The sequence below is a fragment of the Mycobacterium sp. NGS59 genome (assembly GCF_059812345.1).
Genome location: NZ_JCALCN010000006.1, coordinates 170,629 through 192,450, shown reverse-complemented (window position 1 = coordinate 192,450; position 21,822 = coordinate 170,629). Strand labels below are relative to the sequence as shown.

The window sequence follows — 21,822 nt, the reverse complement described above, 5'->3', positions numbered from 1 at the left end:
CCGGAAGGTAGCTAACCACACCGGTATCGACGGGATAAAGGGGCGCTAACAACCAACGGCGGCGACCCATAGGTCGCCGCCGTCAGTTGCGTGTTGCCTGGCGCGGGTTTAGGTGCCCGCGGTCGGAGCCGTGGCCGCGGTGGCCGGGCCGGCGCCGGGGGTCGCACCCAGCGTGGACTGGATGTCACCCTTCATCGCGTTCAGCTGCGCACCCCAGTACGGCCAGTCGTGCGTGCCGTTGGCGTCGAAGTTGAACACCGCGTTGTGGCCACCGGCCGCGTTGTAGGCGTTCTGGAACTTGATGTTGCTGTCCCGAACGAAGCCCTCGAGGAACTTGGCGGGCAGGTTGTCGCCACCCAGCTCGGACGGCTTGCCGTTACCGCAGTAGATCCAGATGCGGGTGTTGTTGGCGACCAGCTGGCCGACCTGCAGCGTCGGGTCGTTGCGGGCCCACGCCGGGTCGCTCGTCGGACCCCACATGTCGTCCTTCTTGTAGCCACCGGCGTCGCCCATGGCCAGACCGATCAGCGACGGGCCCATCCCCTGCGACGGGTCCAGCAGCGCCGACAGCGAGCCGGCGTAGATGAACTGGCTGGGGTGGTAAGCGGCCAGGATCAGCGCGGACGAGCCGGCCATCGACAGACCCACCGCGGCGCTACCGGTCGGCTTGACCGACTTGTTGGCGGCCAGGTACGCGGGCAGCTCGTTGGTCAGGAAGGTCTCCCACTTGTAGGTGGTGCAGCCCGCCTTACCGCAGGCCGGCTTGTACCAGTCGCTGTAAAAGCTGGACTGCCCGCCGACCGGCATGACCACAGCCAGACCCGACTGCAGGTACCACTCGAATGCCGGGGTGTTGATGTCCCAGCCGTTGAAGTCCTCCTGAGCGCGCATGCCGTCGAGCAGGTACAGGGCCGGCGCGTTGGCGCCACCGCTCTGGAACTGGACCTTGATCTCGCGGCCCATTGCCGCCGAAGGCACCTGCAGGTACTCCACCGGGAGGCCCGGACGCGAGAACGCACTCGCGGTCGCCGAGCCGCCGACGAAACCGACCAGGCTCGCGAGCAGGGCCGCACCCACGGCTCCCACAGCGAGTCGGCGCGGCATACCCGTCACGGCGCCACGAAACCTGTCAACAAGCTTCATTCCTTGCTTCCTCATCCTCATCCTTGTGCGCGTCCTTAATGCATCGTCTTGCTTGGGGGCGCGTCCCGAATTGGGTCAGACTGCACGCACGCGGCGCTGCAGTGCTTCTGTAGTCAACCACATCTTCCGGCACCGGCTCTCCTCCAGGGAGTCGCTGGGCGCCTCCATCGGCGCGGTTTCGGTGTGATCGACAACGTTGAAAACGCATCCGAGATCGGCGTTTCCGCATGTGCCCGTCATCGGGTGGCCGCTGGTGACGGCTGAAATGACAGTTTGCTATCAGAGTCGGAACCGCGGTCGTGGGCCCCGCGGCACGGAAATCGGGAAAAAAATCTTGGCGATCGCGTCACTCACGAGGAGGCGCGGCCGGTACGTGCGGCACCTCGAGTCCGCACTTGATCAGCGCGTTGCGCGGGATCCGGTCGATGCGGTACTGGGTGAACTCGTAGGCGTGCAGCACGTTGGACACGAAGCGGCGCACGCTCATCGGGGCACGTACCGAGTTCAGCACAGCCTGGGTCTCCGGGCAGCGCAGCGCCGCTTCGGCTTCAGCCACCCACTGGGGGTCGAGGTAGCCCGGGATGCCCGGCGGCCACTTCACCCACGGCCCGTCGGCCACCACCCAGTCGGGGAACAGATTCTTGTCGTGGCCGATCCGGCCGTGCTTGAGCCGTTCGGTGTGCGCGGCCAACGGGTTCGCCAGCCCGATCTGGTCGATCACCCGGACGTCCAGGCCGACGTTCATGCCCAGCATCCCGAGGTTGGTGAAAAACACCGCGTGCTGCGGCTTTTGGTCTGCCGGGATGCCAGGGGCGCTGCCCGGCGGGATCATCGGCACCAGATCCCATCGGGTGTAGTTGCCCGACGGCAACAGCAACGCGCCTCCCGGGGTGTTGTCGAGCGCGACCAGCACGGCGGCCATCCGCGGGTAATCCAGGTAGTCGGCCGCGGTCAGCGGATGCGCGCGCCCGGTTGCCTGGGCGTAGAAGCGCCGCTCGTCGACGATTCCGGAGTACGTGACGTGGGTGGCGTCGTCACCCATTCCGGGGGAGTTCGCCGCCCACAGCGACCATCCGGCCACCCCCAGCCACAGCGCGCTGACCGCGCCGGCCAGCCAGTAACCGGTCTCCCGGCTGAAATCCTTGCCGTCGGGGATCATCACCGGGATCACCGCTACGGGTGCCAGCAAACAGAACACCGGTGTCAGCAGTACCCGGGCGTGCATGAAGTCACCGCCTTGGCGGATCCAGTAGAACCCCTGCAGCAGGCCGCTGACGACCATGAAGATCACCACGGCCGCCGGACTCTGCACCGACCTGGCTATCCGGCCGTAGTCGGGCGCCAGCGCGGGCCGGATGAACGACCGCCGCCGCCGCGCCAGCATCAGGATGACTCCCAGCGGGACCAGCAGCACCAGCGGAAGCCAGAGCAGATAGGGCTGGTTGAAGTTGGCCAGGTAGATCAAGCCCTGGGACAACTTGTCGCCGGCGGCGTCCTTGGCCAGGGCGGTACTGGGCACCAGCAATCCGTAGTAGCCCATCCGAAAGATCTGGTAGCCGACCGGCAGCAGACCACCCGCCGCCACGATCAGCGCCCGGTCGCGCCAATTGCGCGCCGCGATCAGCAACATGATCAGCGCCACCCCGCCGATCAGCGCCAATTCCGGCCGGACCAGCACGCTGCATCCGGCGACGAAGGCCAGCGCGAGGATGAAGGCCCAGGCCTGGGGGCGGACCCGCAGCGGCTGCGCCCAGCAGACCATCATCCACCACAGCAAACCCAGATAGGCCAGTACCAGCCCGTTCTCCAGACCCGAGGTGGCGAAGTCGCGGGCCGGCGGCAGCGCGATGTAGACGAGCGCCCCGGCGGGCAGCATGATCGCCCGCCGGCCCCGCAGGCTCGGTGCATACAACCGCGCCGTGCCCAACATCAGCAGGACGACGCCGAGCACCGACAGCGTCAGCGCCGCGGCCAGCGCGACGTACTCCAGGCGGACCGGCTCGCCCAGCCAGCTGATGACGTACAGCAGATAGGTCCAGACCGTCGAGGTGTTGGCCTCGACGCGTTCGCCCATGTTGAACACCGGCCCGTTGCCGGCCAACAGATTCCGCACCGTGCGCAGCACGATCAGTCCGTCGTCGGCGATCCAGCGTCGTTGCCAGGCCCCCCAGCCGAACAGCACCGCGACCACCGCCACGCTGATCCACAGGCTGACCCGGACCATGACGGTGTAGGGAAAGGCGGGCCACTTGACGCGCCGGACCGCCGGCCGGCGAGCCAGCGCAGCCTGCTGGAGCGCGCGGAACCGTTCGCTAGCCGAAAGCAACAGCAGCACCCACTGTTGCGATCCACGCCAGCGCCAGCAGTTGCAGCACCCGGTCGCGCAGCGCGATGTCCTCGGGCTCTCCGGCCAGCCCGCCGTCGACGTCCACGGCGTAACGCAGGATCGCGATGGTGAACGGGATCATCGACACCGCGTACCACGACCCTTTGGCGCCGTCGCGCTCGAACGCCCACAGCCCGTAGCACAGCACCACCGCGGTGGCCGACATTGTCCAGACGAATCGCAGGTAGGTGCTGGTGTAGCTTTCCAGCGACTTGCGGATCTGAGCCCCGGTGCGTTCGGCCAGCTGCAGCTCGGCGTAGCGCTTGCCGGCCACCATGAACAGCGATCCGAAGGCGGCCGTCAGCAGGAACCATTGGGACAGGTGGGTGTCGGTGGCCGCGCCGCCGGCGATGGCGCGGATCAGATACGCCGACGACACGATGCAGACGTCGATCACCGCTTGGTGCTTGAGGCCGAAGCAATACCCCATCTGCATGACGAGGTAGACCGCCATGACGACCGCCAGGTTCGGCGTCAGCCAGTACGAAATACCGAGCGAGACGACACCCAGGACCACCGCCAGGGTGTAGGCCAGCCATTCGGGCACCACCCCGGCCGCGATCGGCCGGAACCGCTTGGTCGGGTGTTCGCGGTCGGCCTCGACGTCGCGCGCGTCGTTGACCAGATAGACCGCCGAGGCCGCCAGGCTGAACACCGCGAAGGCCACGCCGACCTTGGTCGCCATGTCCAGCCAGTCGTAACGCTGACCCCGGCCCGCGGCGGCCAACGGCGCGGCCAGCACCAATACGTTCTTCACCCACTGCCGCGGCCGGATCGCCTTGATCACACCGGTGACCAGGTTGCCGGGCGGTCCGGTCTTCTCGGCCAGGTCTTCGCTCATCGCAGCCACCTTTGTCGAACCGTGCTGTCCACCCGCACGGTTGCCGCGGCGACCCCGGCGCCCAGAGCCACACCGGCCACCACGTCGCTGGGATAGTGCACGCCCAGCAGTATCCGGGACAGCGCCATGGGCGGAATCAGTGCCGCCGGCAGCGGCAGCCCGGTAGCGCGGCGCAGCAGCAGCGCCGCGGCCGTCGTCGACGTGGCGTGCGCGGAGGGGAAACTGAGCCGGCTGGGGGTGCCGACGTTGACCGCGACGGCGGGATGTTTGGGACGGGTGCGTCGCACCACCCGCTTGACCACGACCGCCGCGGCGTGCGCCGCGAACGCGCCGGCCCCGGCCACGACCCAGTCGCGGCGGCGGGCCGGCGACAGGATCGCGCCCACCAGCGACACGATCAGCCAGCCGATGCTGTGCTCGCCGAAGTGCGACAGCGCACGCGCCGCGCTCAGCGCACCCGGCCGATCTGCCAGCGCGGACTGGACGGCCACCATCGCCGCGATCTCCCCCGACGGCGGCTCCCCCGACGGGACGGCTTCAGCCATGACGCGCTGCCGCGTCGGCCGGTAGCAGCACCGACTCCCACTTCTGCTTGCTGGACAGCACCGGCAGCGACTCGCGGTACAGCCGGCGCATCTCGTCGAACCGGCGTGCCAGCTGGCGCTGGCGGCGCAACGACTGCGCCAGCAGCGCGAACATCTTGGCCCGGTCGCGCTGCCGGTAGACCACACCACAGCCGTCGGCGGTGGTGACCGTGACGCCGTCGACCGTGCACAACCGGAACCAGCGCGCGTCCTGGGTCGGCACGTTGTACTCGGGCCGCTGATGGGCCGCGGGATCGGCGGCCTTGAGGTTGTGCAGGATTCCGCGCGCCAGCCGGTAGCTGATCGTCACCGGATTCACCGGCGGCTTCATGGCTTTGCTCTGGTGTGCCGGTGGGGGCAGCTCGCTGGCGGCCGGCAGCACCACCGCGTCCGGGTACTCCTTGCGCAGCCGATGGACCTCCGGCAGGGCGGATTCCAGGATGGAGAAGATGTGCTCCGGGCCGGCCAGGAAGTCGTCGATCGCCCGGTTCTGAATCGCCACCGTCGAATATTCAAGGCAGGCAAGGTGTTTGAGCGTCGCCTTGAGGTGGCTGCGGACAAGGCCGGAGACGTCACCGTCCCAGTGCATGGCCGCCACCACCAGCCGGTTGCGCAGGTGGAAGTAGGCCTGCCAGTCGATGGCGTCGTCCTTGTCGCTCCACGCCATGTGCCAGATCGCCGCGCCGGGCAGCGTGACGGTCGGGTAGCCGTGCTCGGCGGCACGCAGCCCGTAGTCCGCGTCGTCCCACTTGATGAACAGCGGCAGCGGCTGGCCCAGGTCCTCGGCGACCTGGCGCGGGATCATGCACGTCCACCAGCCGTTGTAGTTGACGTCGATGCGCCGGTGCAGCAGCTTGCTCTTGTCCTCGCTGTCGTTGAGCGGGTACTCGGCGAAGTCGTGGTCGTATTCGGCGTGCGGGGCGGCGGTCCACATGAAATTCGACTGGTCGACGACCTCGCCCATGATGTGCAGGTGCGACGGCTCCTGCAAGTTCAGCATCTGCCCGCCGACCAGCATCGGGGTCTTGGCGAACCGGCTCATCGCCAGCACCCGCAGGATCGAGTCCGGCTCGATGCGGATGTCGTCGTCCATGAACAGGATCTGTTGGCAGTCGGTGTTTTTCAGCGCCTCGTACATCACCCGGCTGTAGCCGCCGGAGCCACCGAGGTTGGGCTGGTCGTGAATCGACAGCCGGTTGCCCAGCCGCTCGGCCGCGGCCGGGAAGTCCGGGTGGTCACGCACCTTGCGGGTGCCCTGGTCGGGCACGATCACCGCGCCGATCACCTCGTCGACCAACGGGTCGGCGGTGAGGTCGCGCAGCGCGTTGGCGCAGTCGGCGGGCCGGTTGAAGGTCGGGATCCCGACCGCGACGTTGGCGGTTCCCGGCGCGGGCACGGCCGCGTACCAGCCACCGCTGCGCAGCGTGACCGCGGTGTCGGTGGTGATGTCGAACCAGATCCAGCCGCCGTCCTCGAACGGCTTGAGCGCGACCTCGATCTCCAAAACCGCGGGGGCGTCCTCGGTGCCGCCGAAGGGGTGGCCCTCGATGTAGATGCGTGCGCCGGTGGCCTTGGTCCGGTAGACGTCGACGCGTCCGGCTCCGGTCAGCTCGACCCGCAGCACCACCGAGGTACAGATGGACCAGCGCCGCCAGTAGCTGGCCGGGAACGCGTTGAAATAGGTCGCGAACGACACCTCGGACTCCGCGCCGATCTGCAACGACGTGCGGCTGGTGGCGTGGGCGCGACGTGCGTTGGTGGTCGATTCCTCCAGATACAGCTTGCGCACGTCGAGGGGCTCACCGGGACGCGGCAGGAGGATGCGGGACAGCAGACTGACGGCGGTCATACAGATGTTTCCTCGATTAGCGGCGCGCCGTCGCGAAGGTGCGGCGCGACGACGTTGTCGTACATGCTCAGAGCGCTGGCTATGGCCATGTGCATATCCAGATATTGGTAGGTGCCCAATCGCCCGCCGAACAGCACCTTCGATGTCGCGGTCTCCGACTTCGCCCGGGCCCGATAGGCGGCCAACAGGGCGCGGTCGGCCTCGGTGTTGATCGGGTAGTAGGGCTCGTCGTCGTCTTCGGCGAACCTCGAGTACTCGCGCATGATCACCGTCTTGTCCGTCGGGTAAGTGCGCTCGGTGTGGAAATGGCGGAACTCGTGGATGCGGGTGTAGGGGACGTCGGGGTCGTTGTAGTTCATCACCGGGGTGCCCTGGAAATCCCCGATCGGCAGCACTTCGAGTTCGAAATCCAGTGTGCGCCAGCCCAGTCGGCCCTCGGCGTAGTCGAAGTAGCGGTCCAGCGGACCGGTGTACACCACCGGCGCCTCGGGATTGTCCCGGCGTAGTGCGTCGCGGACGTCGAACCAGTCGGTGTCCAGCCGGACCTCGATGCGGTCGTCGGCGGCCATGTTCTGCAGCCAGGCGGTGTAACCGTCGACGGGCAGGCCTTCGTAGGTGTCGCTGAAGTAGCGGTTGTCGAAGGTGTAGCGCACCGGCAGCCGGGTGATGTTGGCCGCGGGCAGTTCTTTGGGGTCGGTCTGCCACTGCTTGGCGGTGTAGCCCTTCACGAAGGCCTCGTAGAGGGGACGGCCGATCAGCGAGATGGCCTTCTCTTCCAGGTTCTGCGCGTCGGCGGTCTCGATTTCCGATGCCTGCTCGGCGATCAGCTGCCGCGCTTCCTCCGGGCTGAAATAGCGGCCGAAGAACTGCGACACCAGACCCAGACCCATCGGGAACTGGTAGGCCTGCCCGTTGTGCATCGCGAACACCCGGTGCTGGTAGTTCGTGAAGTCGGTGAACTGCCGCACGTAGTCCCACACCTTCTTGTTCGAGGTGTGGAACAGGTGCGCCCCGTACTTGTGCACTTCGATCCCGGTCTGCGGCTCGGGCTCGGAATAGGCGTTGCCGCCGATGTGCGGGCGGCGCTCGACGACGAGAACCCGCTTGTCGAGTTGGGTCGCCACGCGCTCGGCGATCGTCAGGCCGAAAAATCCGGAGCCGACGACGAAGAGGTCATAGCGAGGGGAAGAGTCGAAGCGCGTGGACATCGGTTGCCTAGGGTATCGGACCTGCGCGCCGAAACCCGACTAGGCGGGTCGCGCGGGGCCGGGTTTTCCCAGGTACGCGAGCACGAAGCGGCGGGCCGCCCGACGAACGTCACACCTGTGAACCACTCGCCTCACGATTCGGTATCGCCACACCAGTCACACCAATCCCACTCGTACCATCGGTGGTGCGGGTTTACTGCCTGCAGCCAAGACATATTGAGGAGACTTCCGTGCCGAACCGTCGCCGACGCAAGTTCTCGACAGCCATGAGCGCGGTCGCCGCCCTGGCAGTCGCAAGTCCGTGCGCGTACTTCCTGGTCTACGAATCGACAGCCGACACCAAGCCGGTGGAACACCACGAGTTCAAGCAGGCAGCTAACGTTGCCGACCTGCCGGGCGAGCTGATATCCGCGCTCTCGCAGGGGCTTTCGCAGTTCGGTGTCAACTTGCCGCCGGTGCCCGCGCTGGGCGGCAGCAGCTCCCCCAGCACCGGCCTGGGCACCGCCGGGCTGGGCACCAGTCCCGGCCTGGCCAGTCCTGGTCTCGGCGGGACCAGCCTGACGCCGGGCCTGTCGCCGAGCACGCCGGGGTCGCTGGCACTGCCTGGCACCACCGTGTCGCCGACGACCGGGGGCGCGGGCGTCAACCCGGCTCTGAGCAACCCGGGTCTGACCAGCCCGACCGGGGTCGCGCCGGGTCTCAGCCCGGCCACCGGCCTGAGCCCGGCCGCCGGTGCCGCCACCGGTGAAGTTCCGATCTCGGCGCCGGTCGGTCTGGACCCGGGCGCCGACGGCACCTATCCGATCCTGGGTGACACCTCTGGCCTGGGCGGAGCCGGCACCGGGCTGGCGCCGGTCAGTCCCGTGGCCTCGGGAAGCAGCGGCGGAGGCGGCGGCCTGGTCAGTGACCTGATGCAGGCGGCCAACCAGCTGGGCGCCAGCCAGGCCATCGACCTGCTCAAAGGCCTGATCATGCCGGCGCTCATGCAGGGCGTCCAGGGTGGCGCGGGTGCACCGGCAGCTGCGGGCGCCGGCGCCACACCGGCACTGCCGGCGGTTCCCGGCATCCCCGCCGCAGCTGCCACCGTGCCCGGCGCCGCAGCCGCGGCGGTCCCGGGTGCCGTGTCCGCCCTGCCCGGCGCGGCGGCCGCATTGCCCGGGGCGGCGGCCGCGGTTCCTGGGGCGGTAGCCGCAATACCCGGCGCGGCCGCAGCCATCCCGGCGGCAGCCACGGCCGCCGTACCCGAGGCGCCACCCGTCTAGCACGCCGCAGAACCTGTCACCTGACGACACCGCAGAGTCCCCTCTGCGGTGTCGTCGACATGTTTCTGCCGTAACTGCCGTGTCGCCTCATAAGAAACACCAGACACACACGTAACATCGGCTGATGCCTCACGGTCGGGCTCCGACGATGCTGCTCACCGCGTTCGCGGCGACGGTCGTCATCGCGTCGTGGCTGTTGATCGGCCAGCCGCACGACACCCGTCCGGCGCCGGCGACCGGCGACACCCAGCTCGCCGAGCAGCCCCTGGTGGGTCTCGGGGGAGGTGTGACCGTCCGGGAACTCTCCCAGACCACGCCGTTCTCGCTGGTCGCCTTCACTGGTGACCTGGCCGGGACCTCGACCCGGGTCCGCGCCCGGCGGTCCGACGGGTCGTGGGGACCGTGGTATCAGACGGAGTACCAAACGGCGGCGCCGAACGGCCCGGCGGCGCCCGACGATCCGCGCAGTACCGATCCTGTGTTCGTCGGCACCACGACCGCCGTGCAGATCGCGGTCACCAGACCGACGGATGCGCCGGTGACACAGGCGCCGCCCGCACCCGCCGACCGGGGCGGATTGGGCTATCGACCGGCCAGCAGGGAACAACCGTTCGGGCAGAACATCTCGGCGATCCTCATCTCGCCACCGCAGGCCCCGGCCGAAATCCACCCGACCCCACCGGCTGGGGTGACGATGCCGGGGCAGGCCCCGCCCATCATCAGCCGCGCACAGTGGGGCGCCGATGAATCGTTGCGTTGCGGCAGCCCGCAGTACGACCGGGCGGTCCGGGCCGGCGTCGTCCACCACACCGCGGGCAGCAACGACTACTCGCCACTGGAATCGGCCGGCATCGTCAAGGCGATCTACACCTACCACTCCAAGACCTTGGGCTGGTGCGACATCGCCTACAACGCGTTGGTCGACAAGTACGGGCAGGTATTCGAAGGCAGCGCCGGCGGGCTGACCAAGCCGGTGGAAGGGTTCCACACCGGCGGATTCAATCGCGAAACCTGGGGTGTGGCGATGATCGGCAACTTCGACGACGTGGCGCCCACCCCCATCCAGTTGCGCACCACGGGCCGCCTGCTGGGCTGGCGGCTGGGGATGGCCGACGTCGACCCGAAGGGCGCGGTGGAACTGGAGTCAGAGGGCGGTTCCTACACGGTGTTTCCGGCCGGTGCGGTGGCCAAGCTGCCGGCCATCTTCACCCATCGCGACGTCGGCAACACCGATTGCCCGGGCAACGCGGCGTATGCCTTGATGGACGAGATCCGCGACCTCGCAGCGCATTTCAACGATCCGCCGGAGGAGCTGATCAAGGCGCTGGAAGGCGGCGCGATCTATCAGCGCTGGCAGGCGATGGGTGGCATGAACAGTGTGCTGGGTGCCCCGACGTCACCAGAGGACGACGGTGCCGCCGGATCGCGGTTCGTCACGTTCGCCAAGGGCGCGATGTATTGGTCCGAGGCGACCGGCGTGCAGCCGGTCACCGGCGCCATCTACGACGCCTGGGCGGCCCAGAGTTACGAACGCGGCCAGCTCGGGTTGCCCACCAGCGCAGAGATTCAGGAACCGCTGCGCATCACCCAGAACTTCCAGCACGGAACGCTCAACTTCGAGCGGCTCACCGGCGACATCACCGAAGTCGTCGACGGGATCACCACGCCCCTGTCGACACAACCGCCGAGCGGTCCGAACGTACCGGACGAACACTTCTCGCTGCCCGCGCATCCACCCAACTAGTCTGGCCGGGTGCCCGAAACCCCGTACCTCACGATCGATCTGGACCGGGTACGGGGCAACTTCTGCGCGCTGCGCAACGTACTGCCCGCCGCCCAGATCCGCTATGCCGTCAAGGCGAACCCGGCTCGGCCCATCCTGCGTGTGCTGGCCGACGAGGGCGCGGCGTTCGACGTCGCCTCCGTCGGTGAGGTCGACGCCTGTGTTGCGGCCGGTATCGACGGCACGCGGCTGGCGTTCGGGAACACCGTCAAGAAACCGGCGACGGTGGCCTCCGCATATGCCGGCGGGGTGCGGCGTTTCGCCTTCGACTCCGAACACGATCTGGCCGTCATCGCCGAGCACGCCCCCGGGGCAGAGGTGGAATGCCGGATAGCGCCTGCGTTTCCGTCATCGGTGACACCGTTCGGCCACAAGTTCGGGTGTGCGCCACAGGCGGCTCCCGGTCTGCTGCGTCGTGCGGGTGAGCTCGGGCTGACAGCGGCGGGGGTGTGTTTCCACGTCGGTTCGCAGCAGCCCCAGCCTTCTGCCTGGGAGTTGGGCATTCGCTGTGCGGCAACCATTTTCGATGCGGTCGGCGTACTGACGACGATCAACGTGGGTGGCGGGTTTCCTATTGGGTACGCGGCGACGGCACCGGAACTTTCTGAGATTGCAGATGTCATCACGGTGGCCATCCGAAGCTATTTCGGCTCGCGCACACCACATCTCGTGCTGGAGCCGGGCCGGGTGATCGTGGGATCGGCTGGGACCATCTCGTGCGAAGTGGTGTCGGTGCGCACCGGAACCGACGGACGGCGTTGGGTTTATCTGGACATCGGTCGCTACGGCGGTCTCGCCGAAACCGAGAACGAATACATCCGCTACCGGCTGCGGACGCCTCGTGACAGCGACCCGGTGGCGGACGCCGTGCTCGCCGGCCCGACCTGCGACGGCGACGACGTGCTCTATCAAAATTATCCGCTGCCGGTCACGCTGCGTCCCGGTGATTCCGTCCGCATCGAGGACGCCGGCGCATACACGACCAGCTACGCGTCGGTGAGCTTCAACGGGTTCGATCCGCTGCCAACGTATTTCGCGCCGGGCGGGGAGACCGGACGGACGATCGTCGAGCCGCTAGGCCCTGGCCTGACTCGGCATTGGGAATTGTCCGACGTGCTCTGCGACGTCCGAACCGACTATCAGCACCTCGTTATCGGCCGAACTGCCCAGGGCATAACACTATTCAGCGACGGTGACCGGCAAAGCACGGAGCTGAGCCAGCTGGTCTACCACGAGGCGCTTCTGGTCCCGGCGTTGCTACTGGCCGACAAGGTCGAGCGGGTACTGATCATCGGCTCCGGTGAGGGCGTGGTGAGCCAACTGGCCGTGGCCGCCGGGGCCACCCGCGTCGACCACGTCGACATCGACCGCACAGCGGTGCGGCTGTGCGCCGAACACTTGCCGTACGGCTACACGATGGACGAATTACATAGAGCGGAAAGGGGACTCGGTGCGGTCACCATGCACTACGGTGACGGCTGGGACTTCGTAGAGCAGGCCTCCGACCTGTACGACATCGTCGTAGTCGACCTTCCCGACGAACGAACCGCGCCGGCGCAGCACAACCGGCTGTACGACATCGGCTTCCTGCAGCGGTGCCGTGAGATCGCCGGCGTTGCGGTCGGTCAGGCGGGTTGCCCGACGCTGTGGCGCAACGACACCTTGCGCTCCTCGTGGCGGCGCTTCGGCGAAACGTTCGACACCGTAGTGTATTTCGGTAGCGACGAGCACGAGTGGGCGTTTCTGTCCGGCTTGTCGCAACCAGTTGGGCAGGACCCGGTAGCGCTCATGTCGGCACGGCTCCCGGGGCTGGCCTACCGTCCCCGCACCATCGATGCCGCCGCACTGACGGCTAGCAGCGTTCCGCCGATGTCGTTGCGCCACTAGGGTTCTTCGTCGTCGTCGGGTTGGACGGGTTTTTCGGGGTGGTGCATGCAGTTGATGCGGGGTTGGCCATAGTCGAGGTTTTTGGGTGGAATCCATTCGGTGCGGCCGCGGGTCTTGCGGGTGGTGTATTTGCGTCGTTCGACCATCCGGTTGTGCGGTGCGCAGGCCAGAGTGAGTTCGTCGATGACGGTGCGCCGTGTTTTCAGCCAAGACTCCACGTGATGGACCTGGGTCCAGTAGCCCTTGACGGTGCAACCCGGGCAGGTGCAACCCCGCTCCTTGGACAGCAGCACCAGCCGCTGCTCGGGGGAAGCGATCCGTTTGCCGTGATAGAGAGCTTTGGTTTTGTCCTTGTCGAACACCGCCAAATATTGGTAGGCATGCGAGGCTTGGGCGATCACATCGGCCATCGGCAACAAGGTGCCTCCCGCGGTCAGCCCGTGCCCGGCGCCGGCTTCGAGTTCGGCCAGGGTGGTGGTGATCACGATGCAGGTCGGCAACCCGTGATGGCGACCCAGCTTCTTCGACATCAACAACGCGCGCAGCGCGGCCAGCAGCCCGTCGTGGTTGCGCTGTTCGGCGCTGCGGGCATCGCGCTGCACCGCTTCCTGCGGGGCGCGTCCGTCGACGGTCGGGTGTTCGTCTGCGGGGTTACACATGCCCGGGGCGCCCAGTTTGGCCAGCACCGGCTCCAGGGTGGCCCGCAGCTGCGGGGAGATCAGACCGGTGAGCTTGGACGTGCCATCGGACTGCTGGCGCCCGATGGTGATGCCGCGTCTGCTGCGGGCCCGCTCGGCCTCGTCGGCTTCGTCGGGCACGAAGTCGCCGTCGGGCTTGAGACAGTCCTTGAGCACCTGGGCATATTCGGCCAGTTCATCGGGGCGAAACCCGGTGGCCACCAACACCAGCTTGGCTTCGGCATCAGCGCGGGTGGCCACATCAACGGCCTCGGGCAATTTCTTGAAGAACTTGCGAATCACCGAAACCTGTTCGCTGCCGATCAACCCTTGGCGCTCAGCGGCGGCGGTGTGGGCCAGCACCGGCTCCAGCGGCTCACCGGTCAACGCGCGGCGCGGACCCAGATCGGCGGCCTCGGCCACACAGCGGTCAGCTTCGGACTTACTGATCCGCAACCGGTTGGCCAACGCCACTGCCACCGTGCCGCCCAACTCCTCATTGGTCGCGGTCTCCACGAGCTGATTGACGATCACATGACCAGGCACCCGCAATTTGCGCACCACCCGCTGCAGGCGTTCCCGCACCGCCAACGACCCGGCCGTATCCAGCCGGTCGAAACTCAACCCACACGCCCTATCGGCGAATGCCTCCAGCCCGCCGAGAACCTCCTCGATCTCCGCGTCCGTGCTGGCTGGCATACCGCTGATTTTACGAACCGGCACCGACAAGCACGCGAAGCCAAAGACCAAGCTGTGCACAAACATTCAACTGTGGATAAGGGCTGATGCGGATCCCGACCGGTCGACATCCCGCAATAGCGCCGGACGTTCGGTCACCGTCCGCACATCGTCGACGCACTGAATCACCGAATTTCCCACGAGCGCGGGCCTCGCGACTTACGCTCAGATTGAATTCATAGTTTGTCGCGGGGAGGTCAGCGCCGTGTCATTTGTGGTCACCACGCCGGACTGGGTAACGACGGCGGCCGGAAGTCTGGCGAATCTCGGCTCGACGCTGCAGGATGCGGCGGCCGTCGCCGCCGTCCCCACCACCACAGTCGCGGCGGCGGCCGCGGACGAGGTGTCGGCCGCGATCTCGGAGCTGTTCGGGGTCTTCGGGCGAGAATTCCAAGGCGTCAATAGCCAGGCCGCGGCATTCCACGCCGAGTTCGTGCGCCTCCTCGGCGCCGGTTCGGCGGCATACGTGAGCGCCGAGATCGCCAATGCCGGACAGGCTTTGGCAAGCGCTCTCCCCAGCGCTGCCCCGGCCGTTCCGGGCGGCGCCTACGGCGAGCTGGTGGTCAATACGGCCACCAATTTGCAGGCCCTCGGCGGCGCATGGGCCGCTGATCCGTTCCCGTTCGCCCGGCAGTTCCTTGCCAACCAGCAGGGTTACGCGCTGCAGATCGCCACGGCTGTTGCCAACTTCCCTGCCACACTGCCGCAGTTGCCGGCCGCCATAGAAGCGGCCGTTCAGCAGTTCTTGTCCTTCAACCCCGCGGCCTTCGCGCAGCAGTTCATCACCGTCCAGACCGGCTTCGCCCAGACGTTTGTGACGTCGGCGATCAACGGAACCGTCGGGTTGATGACCGGGCTGCCGACCTTCGCGACGGGTCTGCAGACGGCTTTCCAGACTTTGCTGACCGGCAACTACACCGGCGCGGTCTCTGATTTCGGGCGGGCAGGCCTAGGGCTGTTGGTCACTGGGATCGATCCCGGCACTGTGATCTTCGGTGGTACTGGGGTAACTCCTTTGCCGCCTTCGATTAACGTGACCGCCACTTTGAATCCCAGGGTGTTAGGTCCGTTGGGTGACCTCTTCGCCATCATGAACATTCCAGGACAGGAGGCGCAGTACTTCACCAATCTGATACCGCCGTCGATCCCCCGGCAGATTGCGCAGAACTTCACCAATGTTATCGATACCTTGACTGTTCCGAGCATTTCGGCATTCGCCACACTGGACGCACATCTTCTGCCTACCCCTGCGGTTAGCGCGTCACTGAGCACCTTCTTCGGGCTGCCCTTGGTCGCAACCTACGCGGCAGCGGGCGCTCCATTAGCAACGCTCAATGCGATAGCCGAGAGCGCGGAGACTTTCGGGCAAGCGCTGGCGACGGGGAACTATCTCGGTGCGGCGGCCACGCTGTTCGATGCGCCCGCCGTAGCGTTGAACGGCTTCCTCAACGGCAATGTCCCCATCGATACGACGATCAACCTTCCGGTGCCGGTAGTTGGCGATGTCGGACTCGTGCTGCACTTGCCGTCCGACGGGCTCCTCGTTCCTCCGCATCCGGTCACCGCGACCATCAATGTGCCGGCCATCAATGTGCCGGCCATCGTGGTGATTCCGCCACAGTCGATTCCCGTCACCATCCTGGGCACGCCGTTCTCCGGCCTGATCCCGCTCCTGGTGAACTACGCACCGCAGCAACTCGCCGCGGCCATCAGGCCCACCTAGAGAATCGCCACCGACACCACGATGCCCAGCGCGAACTGCGCCGCGGCCACCATGAGCGCCTCGTAGCTGAACTCGTCGGCGTAAAACAACGCATGCATGTCGATGCCGATCACCAGCGCGGCGATCCGCATCATCACCACCTGCGCCGTGATACCGATCAGCCCGAAGACCGCCGAGGCCAGCAGCCCTCCCGCCAGATTCCCCGACGACGAGTAGATGGCCACCACCACGATGAAGGCCATGCTGACCATGCCGGCCGCCGACACGATGATCGCGTTCGGCTTGCCGGCGTTGACCATCTTGCGCAGCGGGCCCGGGGTGGTCAGGTCGATGGCGTAGAACCCGACGACCATCAGCACCAAGCCGAGGATCGAGTAGAGGATGATTGCCGCAGCGCCACTGCCCAGCCAGCTCCAATAGTCCGAATGCGGCAGCGCCACAACGGTTTTCGTCATCGGTTCTCTCCGTTCACTTCAGCGGGATGCGATGCGGGACGAAGGCGGCGCCGTCGTCGGTGATGAGTCCGGCGGTCTCCCGGATACCAAGACCCGCCGACGTGTCGCCCACTATCCACGCGCCCAAAGCGGGCCGCATGTCGTCGAATTCCGGTAGCGGGTCCAACAATTGGTAGACGAAGCCCTCTTCGCCGTAGAAACCGCCGGTGGCGGTTTCCATCCCGGCGCCGACGATCGTGACGTTGGCGCCCTCCCGGCCCAGCTTGGGCTTGCGCACGTATTCGGTCAGTTCATGCGGATCGTCGAGGTAGGCGGGCAGCAAGTTCGGATGCCCGGGGTACATCTCCCAGAGCACGGCCAGGATCGCCTTGTTCGACAGCAGTGTCTTCCACAGCGGTTCGATCCACATCGTCTGCGGCAGGCCGGCCGCCACGTGCTTGCCGAACTGGTCCTCGAGCACCCATTCCCACGGATGCAGTTTGAACATCGCCCGGATCGGGTCCTCTTCCAGATCGACGAACCGTTCCAGCGCGGAGTCCCAGCCCACGTCCTCGATCAGTAGCCCGACGGTGTGAAATCCCGCCTCGGCCGCCGTCTCCTGCATGTAAGTAGTAGTGATCTGATCCTCGCCAGTCGCTTCGACCCCGGACCACGCGAAGTGTAATTCGTTGCTGGGCAACAGGTCACGGACCACCTTCCAGCGGTCCACCAGTTGTTCGTGCAGTGAGTTCCACTGATCGTCTTCCGCGAACTTGTCTTTCAGCCAATACCACTGCACGATCGCGGCTTCCAGCAGGGTGGTCGGCGTATCGGCGTTGTACTCCAGCAACACCGCGGGCCGTCGCCCGTCGTAGCGTAAGTCGAAGCGCCCGTAGACATGTGGATCGGAGCGGCGCCAGGACTCGGCGATGTGCGGCCAACTCCATTCCGGCAGACCGAAATCGGCGTACCGCTCCATGAGCACCACCTGCTCGACGGCGTTCAGGCACATCGAATGCAGCAACTCGACGTCGGCTTCCAGCGCCAGGATCTCGTCCATCTCGAACTCGTAGTACACCGACTCGTCCCAGTAGGGCCGGTCGGCGCCGCTGGCGTCACGCGCCGGTGTGCCGTACACGAGTCCTTGCGATTCGACGATCGACTGCCAATTGGGCCGCGGCTGTGTCCTGCCGCGTTTCACGAGCCGCCGCTCCCGCCCTTGCCGCCGCTGCCGCCGATGCCGCCGCGCTGAATAGTGCTGCCCGACTTGGTGGTCACCGTCGCGCCCTTGGGGATGGTGGTGGTGCCGCCGGACGGCCGTTGACCGACCGATCCCGAACTGCCGTAGTAGTAGCGGTAGGAGTGCCCGCCCCAGATGAAGAAGCCGTTCAAGCCCGGTGTGTGACCCGTGCAGTAGCTGTCGGGGACGATCACCGGCTGACCGTTCGGGTCATCCCGAACGCACTGGGCGGTCACGTGGCTCGGCGTCAGCAACCAGTACCCGACTCCCGCCACCAGCCCCACCACGCCGACCGCGGCGGCGGAGCCCATCAGGATGCGTTTCTGCCGCTTGCGCTTGGCTTCGGCCGCCAGCCGCGCCTCTTCGGCTTCGCGTTGCTGGTCCTCGTACTTCTGCCGGGCACGCAACTCGGCCGGGGTCGGAGGGCGGGGCTTCGTGGTGGCGGCGTCCTGAAACTGGATGCTGCCCAACGGTTTCGGCTTGGACGGGGCATCCGGCGGACGGGGCGACGGCGGCCTACCCGGTTCGGGACGGTTCGCTCCGAACGTGCTCTTGCGGGGTCCGCTCGGCGGGACCGGCGGAGTCGGTGGGGTGTTCGGCAACAGCTTGGGTGGTATCGGAGGTTTGGCCGGGTCCCGCGACTCGATCTTCCCGTGCGGTAGCAGCTTGGGAGGCGTCTCCGGCTTGGGCTGGTCGGTCCCGCCGGTTCCGGACCCACGGCCCTCGGGCTCACCGCCGTCCGGCGGGTCTGGTTCTGACCCCACTAGCTGCCCTCCGGTCCCGGAAACGCGAACACGCGGGCAGTCTCCCACACCGGACCGGAAATAATCCTCAAGACCACCAACGCTCCAGCACGCGGGCGACGCCGTCGTCGCTGTTGCGGGCCGTGACCTCGTCGGCGGCGGCAAGCGCTTCCGGGTGCGCGTTACCCATCGCGACCCCCAGGCCGGCCCGTACCAGCATCGGGATGTCGTTGGGCATGTCACCGAAGGCGACGGCGTCCGCGACGTCGATTCCCAGCGGTTCGGCGACCTCGCGCAGTCCGGTGGCCTTGCTGATGCCGCGCGGCACCACCTCGAGCAGACCGTTGTTGGTCGAATACGTCAGGTCGCCCTCGTCGCCGATCTGCCCGGCGAGCGCCGCAGCCATGTCCGCGCTGCGTGCGCCGGCCTTGCGGATCAACAGCTTGATCGCAGGCGCGCTCAGCAGATCCTCGATGGACACCTCGGTGTTGTCGGGGTTGAGCCACGCATGCTCGTAGCCCGGTGAGCTGACGAACTGCGGGGTGGCCGTGTCATGCGCGCGTTCCCCGATCCGCTCGACGGCCAGTCCCGCCCCCGGCAGGACCCGTCGGGTGATGTCGGCCAGCGCGGCCAACGCATCCACCGACAGCGTGCGCGCCGACACGACCCGGTCGTGTTCGGGATCGTAGATGACGGCGCCGTTGGCGCAGACCGCCATCGGTGCGAAGCCCAGGGCGTCGACGACCGGCCTGACCCAGCGCGGCGGGCGGCCGGTGGCCAGCACGAAGCGGGCGCCGCCGGCGACGGCGGCCAGCACGGCGGCGCGGGTACGCGGGGTGAGGGTCTCGTCCTCGTCGAACAGCGTGCCGTCGACGTCGCATCCGATGAGTGCGGGAGGTGTCGACGAAGAAATCCGTTGCGAATTCGGTTGCGGGGACGCGTTGTTACGGTCGGCCGGAGTCGTCAGCGCGGTCCGCCTTCTTTCGTTTCTTCGCGTCCACACCCTGTTGCGCACGCTTTTGCGCTCGCTCGGCCAGTTCGGCGACCCGGAACTCCTTGGACTCGTCCGGGGTTGGCGCACTGCCGCCCAGCCGGCGCGGCACCCAGTACTCGCCTTCAGGGTGCGGGTACTCCTCCTGCACCCAATAGAGCATCGACTCCATCGCCTGGCGCAGCGTGGCGTTGTATTCGTCGACGGTGCCCGTCGGCCACAACGGCGGACCGATTGCCGCGGTGATCGGAACCTTGCTGCGCACCAGCTTTTTCGGGTGGTCCTTCGGCCAGATGCGGTGTGCGCCCCAGACAATCATCGGGATGATGGGCACGTTGGCCTCCATCGCCATTCGCGCCGCCCCGGTCTTGAAGGGCCGCAATTCGAAACTGCGGCTGATGGTCGCCTCGGGGTGCACCCCGACGAGTTCGCCCTCGCGCAGGCGTTGCACCGCCACCGAGTACGCCTCGGCCCCCTGGGAACGGTCCACCGGGATCAGCTGGATGTGCTTGATCACGTAGTTGACCGCTTTCACCTCCGCCATCTCGGCTTTGATCATGAACCGCAGCCGCCGCTTTCGTTCCTTGGCGGCCAGCGACGCGGGAATCCAGTCGACGTAGCTGGTGTGATTGAGGGCGACGATCGCCCCGCCGCGCTCGGGGATGTTCTCCAGGCCGTAGTAAGTGATCTTGTTGCCATTCAGCGCCATGGCCGACGGCACGAGATACTCCAAAAACCGGAAGACTGGCTCAGCCACTTTTTGACCTCCTGCCCTACCGAATACGTTAGCTATTTTCGGCCGGCGGCTCTCGCCGCACTCTCGTCGGCGTCCATTTGCGCGGCCTCCTCCAACGTCGGCGCCGCGCCGCCCAACCGCCGCGGCACCCAATTTTCGCCAGTTGGATGAGAATAGTTCCGTTGCACCTGGTGCAACAGCGAAGTCATCGTCTCGTGTAGCAGTTCGTTCGTCCGTGCGACGTCCTGGACGGCGCGCAATGGCGGACCTATCGCCACGGTGATCGGCACCTTATTGCGACCCAACTGCCTGGGCAGGCCCTTGGTCCAGATGCGCTGGGACCCCCAGACGATGATCGGGACGATCGGGACGTCGGCTTCCACGGCCATCCGAGCGGCGCCCGTCTTGAAGTCTTTGAGCTCGAAACTGCGGCTGATTGTCGCCTCCGGGAAAACCGCGACTGCCTCGCCCTCCCGCAATCGCTCGACAGCAACCGCGTAGGCGCCGGCGCCGGCGCTGCGATCGACCGGAATGGCCCGGTTGTGCTTCATCATGAAGCCGACGATCTTGACCTTCTGCAATTCGACCTTGACCATCGGCCGCACGCGCCGGCCGCCCGGCCGTCGAAAAGCCAACGCGGCCAGTGCCCAGTCGATAAAGCTCGTGTGGTTGATCGCGACGACGCAGCCGCCCTGATCGGGAACGTTCTCGTCGCCCAGATAAGTGACTCGGCTACCGGTGATTCGCAGAAACGTCCTCGCTACGAACTCGCTGGCACGGTAAACGGGTTCGGCCACGGGTCAATGCTCCGAAGGACCGGCGGCACGCTCGGCACGGCGGGCGGCCTTCACGGCCGCTTCCTCGGCGTCCAGGCGGGCCGCGTCGGCCATCGACGGTGCGCCTCCACCGAGCCGGTGCGGCACCCAGAACTCACCCGCGGGATGCGGTCCGTATTGCTCCTGCGCCCGGATCAGCAGGTGCTGCATCCGGGAATGCAACAGGGCGGTCAGTTCTGCGGTGGGCAGCGTGGGCTGGATGGGTTCGCCGACGATCACCTGGATCGGCACCTTGGGGCGGAACAGCTTCTTCGGGTGGTCCTTGGTCCAGATCCGCTGGGCGCCCCAGATGACGTGCGGGACGATCGGCACGCCGGCCTCCACCGCCATCCGCGCCGCCCCGGACTTGAACTCCTTGATCTCGAAACTGCGGCTGATGGTCGCCTCGGGGTAGACACCGACCAGTTCACCGGCCTTGAGGTTCTCCACGGCCGCGGCGTAGGAAGCCGCACCGCTCTCCCGGTCCACCGGGATGTGGCGGAAGGCGCGCATCAGCGGACCGGTGAATTTGTGGTCGAAGACTTCCTGTTTGGCCATGAACCGCACCTTGCGGCCCAGACCCTGCCGGTATGCGGGTAGACCGGCCAGGGTGAAGTCCAGGTATCCGGTGTGGTTGATGGCGACGACGGCGCCGCCGCTGGTCGGTAAGTTCTCGACGCCCGTCACGGTGATCTTGAGACCCTGTATCCGAAATACCAGGCGGGCGAGCGTAATGGCGGTGCCATATGCCGGTTCCACAGCAATTCAGCCTAGTGCTCCCG

At 66.9% G+C, this 21,822-nt stretch carries 18 protein-coding genes; 4 read left to right on the top strand and 14 right to left on the bottom strand.

Features of this window, described 5'->3' with window-relative positions; all coding sequences use genetic code 11:
- Window positions 1-108: 108 nt before the first annotated feature.
- From AC5Y46_RS09940 to glf, 6 genes are all read right to left on the bottom strand, one after another.
- Window positions 109-1,143 (bottom strand): esterase family protein, encoded by a 1,035-nt coding sequence (locus AC5Y46_RS09940; RefSeq protein ID WP_499943106.1) that lies wholly within the window; start codon window positions 1,141-1,143, stop codon window positions 109-111.
- Between the two features lie 346 nt (window positions 1,144-1,489).
- Window positions 1,490-3,469, bottom strand: a complete 1,980-nt coding sequence (gene aftB / locus AC5Y46_RS09935; protein WP_499943105.1) for a terminal beta-(1->2)-arabinofuranosyltransferase — start codon at window positions 3,467-3,469, stop codon at window positions 1,490-1,492.
- Window positions 3,456-4,370, bottom strand: coding sequence for a decaprenyl-phosphate phosphoribosyltransferase (locus tag AC5Y46_RS09930; protein ID WP_499943104.1), 915 nt, complete (start codon window positions 4,368-4,370; stop codon window positions 3,456-3,458). Before AC5Y46_RS09930 ends, aftB begins: the two co-directional genes overlap by 14 nt.
- Window positions 4,367-4,915 (bottom strand): phosphatase PAP2 family protein, encoded by a 549-nt coding sequence (locus AC5Y46_RS09925; protein WP_499943103.1) that lies wholly within the window; start codon window positions 4,913-4,915, stop codon window positions 4,367-4,369. Before AC5Y46_RS09925 ends, AC5Y46_RS09930 begins: the two co-directional genes overlap by 4 nt.
- Window positions 4,908-6,803, bottom strand: a complete 1,896-nt coding sequence (locus AC5Y46_RS09920; RefSeq protein WP_499943102.1) for a glycosyltransferase — start codon at window positions 6,801-6,803, stop codon at window positions 4,908-4,910. The genes AC5Y46_RS09925 and AC5Y46_RS09920 overlap by 8 nt, the downstream gene beginning before the upstream one ends.
- On the bottom strand, window positions 6,800-8,011 hold the full coding sequence (gene glf, locus AC5Y46_RS09915; RefSeq protein ID WP_499990910.1) for a UDP-galactopyranose mutase: 1,212 nt from the start codon (window positions 8,009-8,011) through the stop codon (window positions 6,800-6,802). Before glf ends, AC5Y46_RS09920 begins: the two co-directional genes overlap by 4 nt.
- A 230-nt stretch (window positions 8,012-8,241) precedes the next feature.
- Between glf and AC5Y46_RS09910 the strand changes: the two genes are divergently transcribed.
- The 3 genes from AC5Y46_RS09910 to AC5Y46_RS09900 all read left to right on the top strand — a co-directional run bounded on the left by AC5Y46_RS09910 (window position 8,242) and on the right by AC5Y46_RS09900 (window position 12,943).
- The gene (locus AC5Y46_RS09910) at window positions 8,242-9,273 is read left to right on the top strand and encodes a hypothetical protein (protein ID WP_499943100.1); all 1,032 of its coding nucleotides are present in this window, start codon (window positions 8,242-8,244) and stop codon (window positions 9,271-9,273) included.
- 124 nt (window positions 9,274-9,397) lie between these two features.
- Window positions 9,398-11,017 (top strand): N-acetylmuramoyl-L-alanine amidase, encoded by a 1,620-nt coding sequence (locus tag AC5Y46_RS09905; RefSeq protein WP_499943099.1) that lies wholly within the window; start codon window positions 9,398-9,400, stop codon window positions 11,015-11,017.
- Between the two features lie 9 nt (window positions 11,018-11,026).
- Window positions 11,027-12,943 carry a spermine/spermidine synthase domain-containing protein gene (locus AC5Y46_RS09900; RefSeq protein WP_499943098.1) on the top strand — a complete coding sequence of 639 codons (1,917 nt, stop codon included), beginning with the start codon at window positions 11,027-11,029 and terminating at the stop codon, window positions 12,941-12,943.
- Here AC5Y46_RS09900 and AC5Y46_RS09895 read toward each other — a convergent pair.
- A complete protein-coding gene (locus AC5Y46_RS09895; protein WP_499990909.1) occupies window positions 12,940-14,319 on the bottom strand; it encodes an HNH endonuclease signature motif containing protein in 1,380 nt (459 codons plus the stop codon). The genes AC5Y46_RS09900 and AC5Y46_RS09895 overlap by 4 nt on opposite strands.
- Window positions 14,320-14,563: 244 nt before the next feature.
- On the opposite strand from AC5Y46_RS09895, the gene AC5Y46_RS09890 reads away from it, so the two are divergent.
- Window positions 14,564-16,081, top strand: coding sequence for a PE family protein (locus AC5Y46_RS09890; RefSeq protein WP_499943096.1), 1,518 nt, complete (start codon window positions 14,564-14,566; stop codon window positions 16,079-16,081).
- Here the strand turns inward: AC5Y46_RS09890 and AC5Y46_RS09885 are convergent.
- From AC5Y46_RS09885 to AC5Y46_RS09855, 7 genes are all read right to left on the bottom strand, one after another.
- Window positions 16,078-16,536 carry a DUF350 domain-containing protein gene (locus tag AC5Y46_RS09885; protein WP_499943095.1) on the bottom strand — a complete coding sequence of 153 codons (459 nt, stop codon included), beginning with the start codon at window positions 16,534-16,536 and terminating at the stop codon, window positions 16,078-16,080. The two genes, AC5Y46_RS09890 and AC5Y46_RS09885, sit on opposite strands and share 4 nt — an antisense overlap.
- Window positions 16,537-16,549: 13 nt before the next feature.
- Window positions 16,550-17,716: a glutathionylspermidine synthase family protein gene (locus tag AC5Y46_RS09880; protein WP_499943094.1), complete on the bottom strand. Its 1,167-nt coding sequence runs from the start codon at window positions 17,714-17,716 to the stop codon at window positions 16,550-16,552.
- Window positions 17,713-18,519 carry a hypothetical protein gene (locus tag AC5Y46_RS09875; RefSeq protein ID WP_499943093.1) on the bottom strand — a complete coding sequence of 269 codons (807 nt, stop codon included), beginning with the start codon at window positions 18,517-18,519 and terminating at the stop codon, window positions 17,713-17,715. The genes AC5Y46_RS09880 and AC5Y46_RS09875 overlap by 4 nt, the downstream gene beginning before the upstream one ends.
- Window positions 18,520-18,586: 67 nt before the next feature.
- Entirely contained in the window at window positions 18,587-19,411 is an 825-nt protein-coding gene (locus AC5Y46_RS09870; protein WP_499943172.1) for an HAD family hydrolase, read from the bottom strand.
- A gap of 31 nt (window positions 19,412-19,442) precedes the next feature.
- Window positions 19,443-20,246 (bottom strand): lysophospholipid acyltransferase family protein, encoded by an 804-nt coding sequence (locus AC5Y46_RS09865; protein ID WP_499943092.1) that lies wholly within the window; start codon window positions 20,244-20,246, stop codon window positions 19,443-19,445.
- Between the two features lie 32 nt (window positions 20,247-20,278).
- Window positions 20,279-21,022 (bottom strand): lysophospholipid acyltransferase family protein, encoded by a 744-nt coding sequence (locus AC5Y46_RS09860; protein ID WP_499943091.1) that lies wholly within the window; start codon window positions 21,020-21,022, stop codon window positions 20,279-20,281.
- A 3-nt stretch (window positions 21,023-21,025) separates the two neighbouring features.
- Window positions 21,026-21,799: a lysophospholipid acyltransferase family protein gene (locus AC5Y46_RS09855; RefSeq protein ID WP_499943090.1), complete on the bottom strand. Its 774-nt coding sequence runs from the start codon at window positions 21,797-21,799 to the stop codon at window positions 21,026-21,028.
- Between the last annotated feature and the right edge of the window lie 23 nt (window positions 21,800-21,822).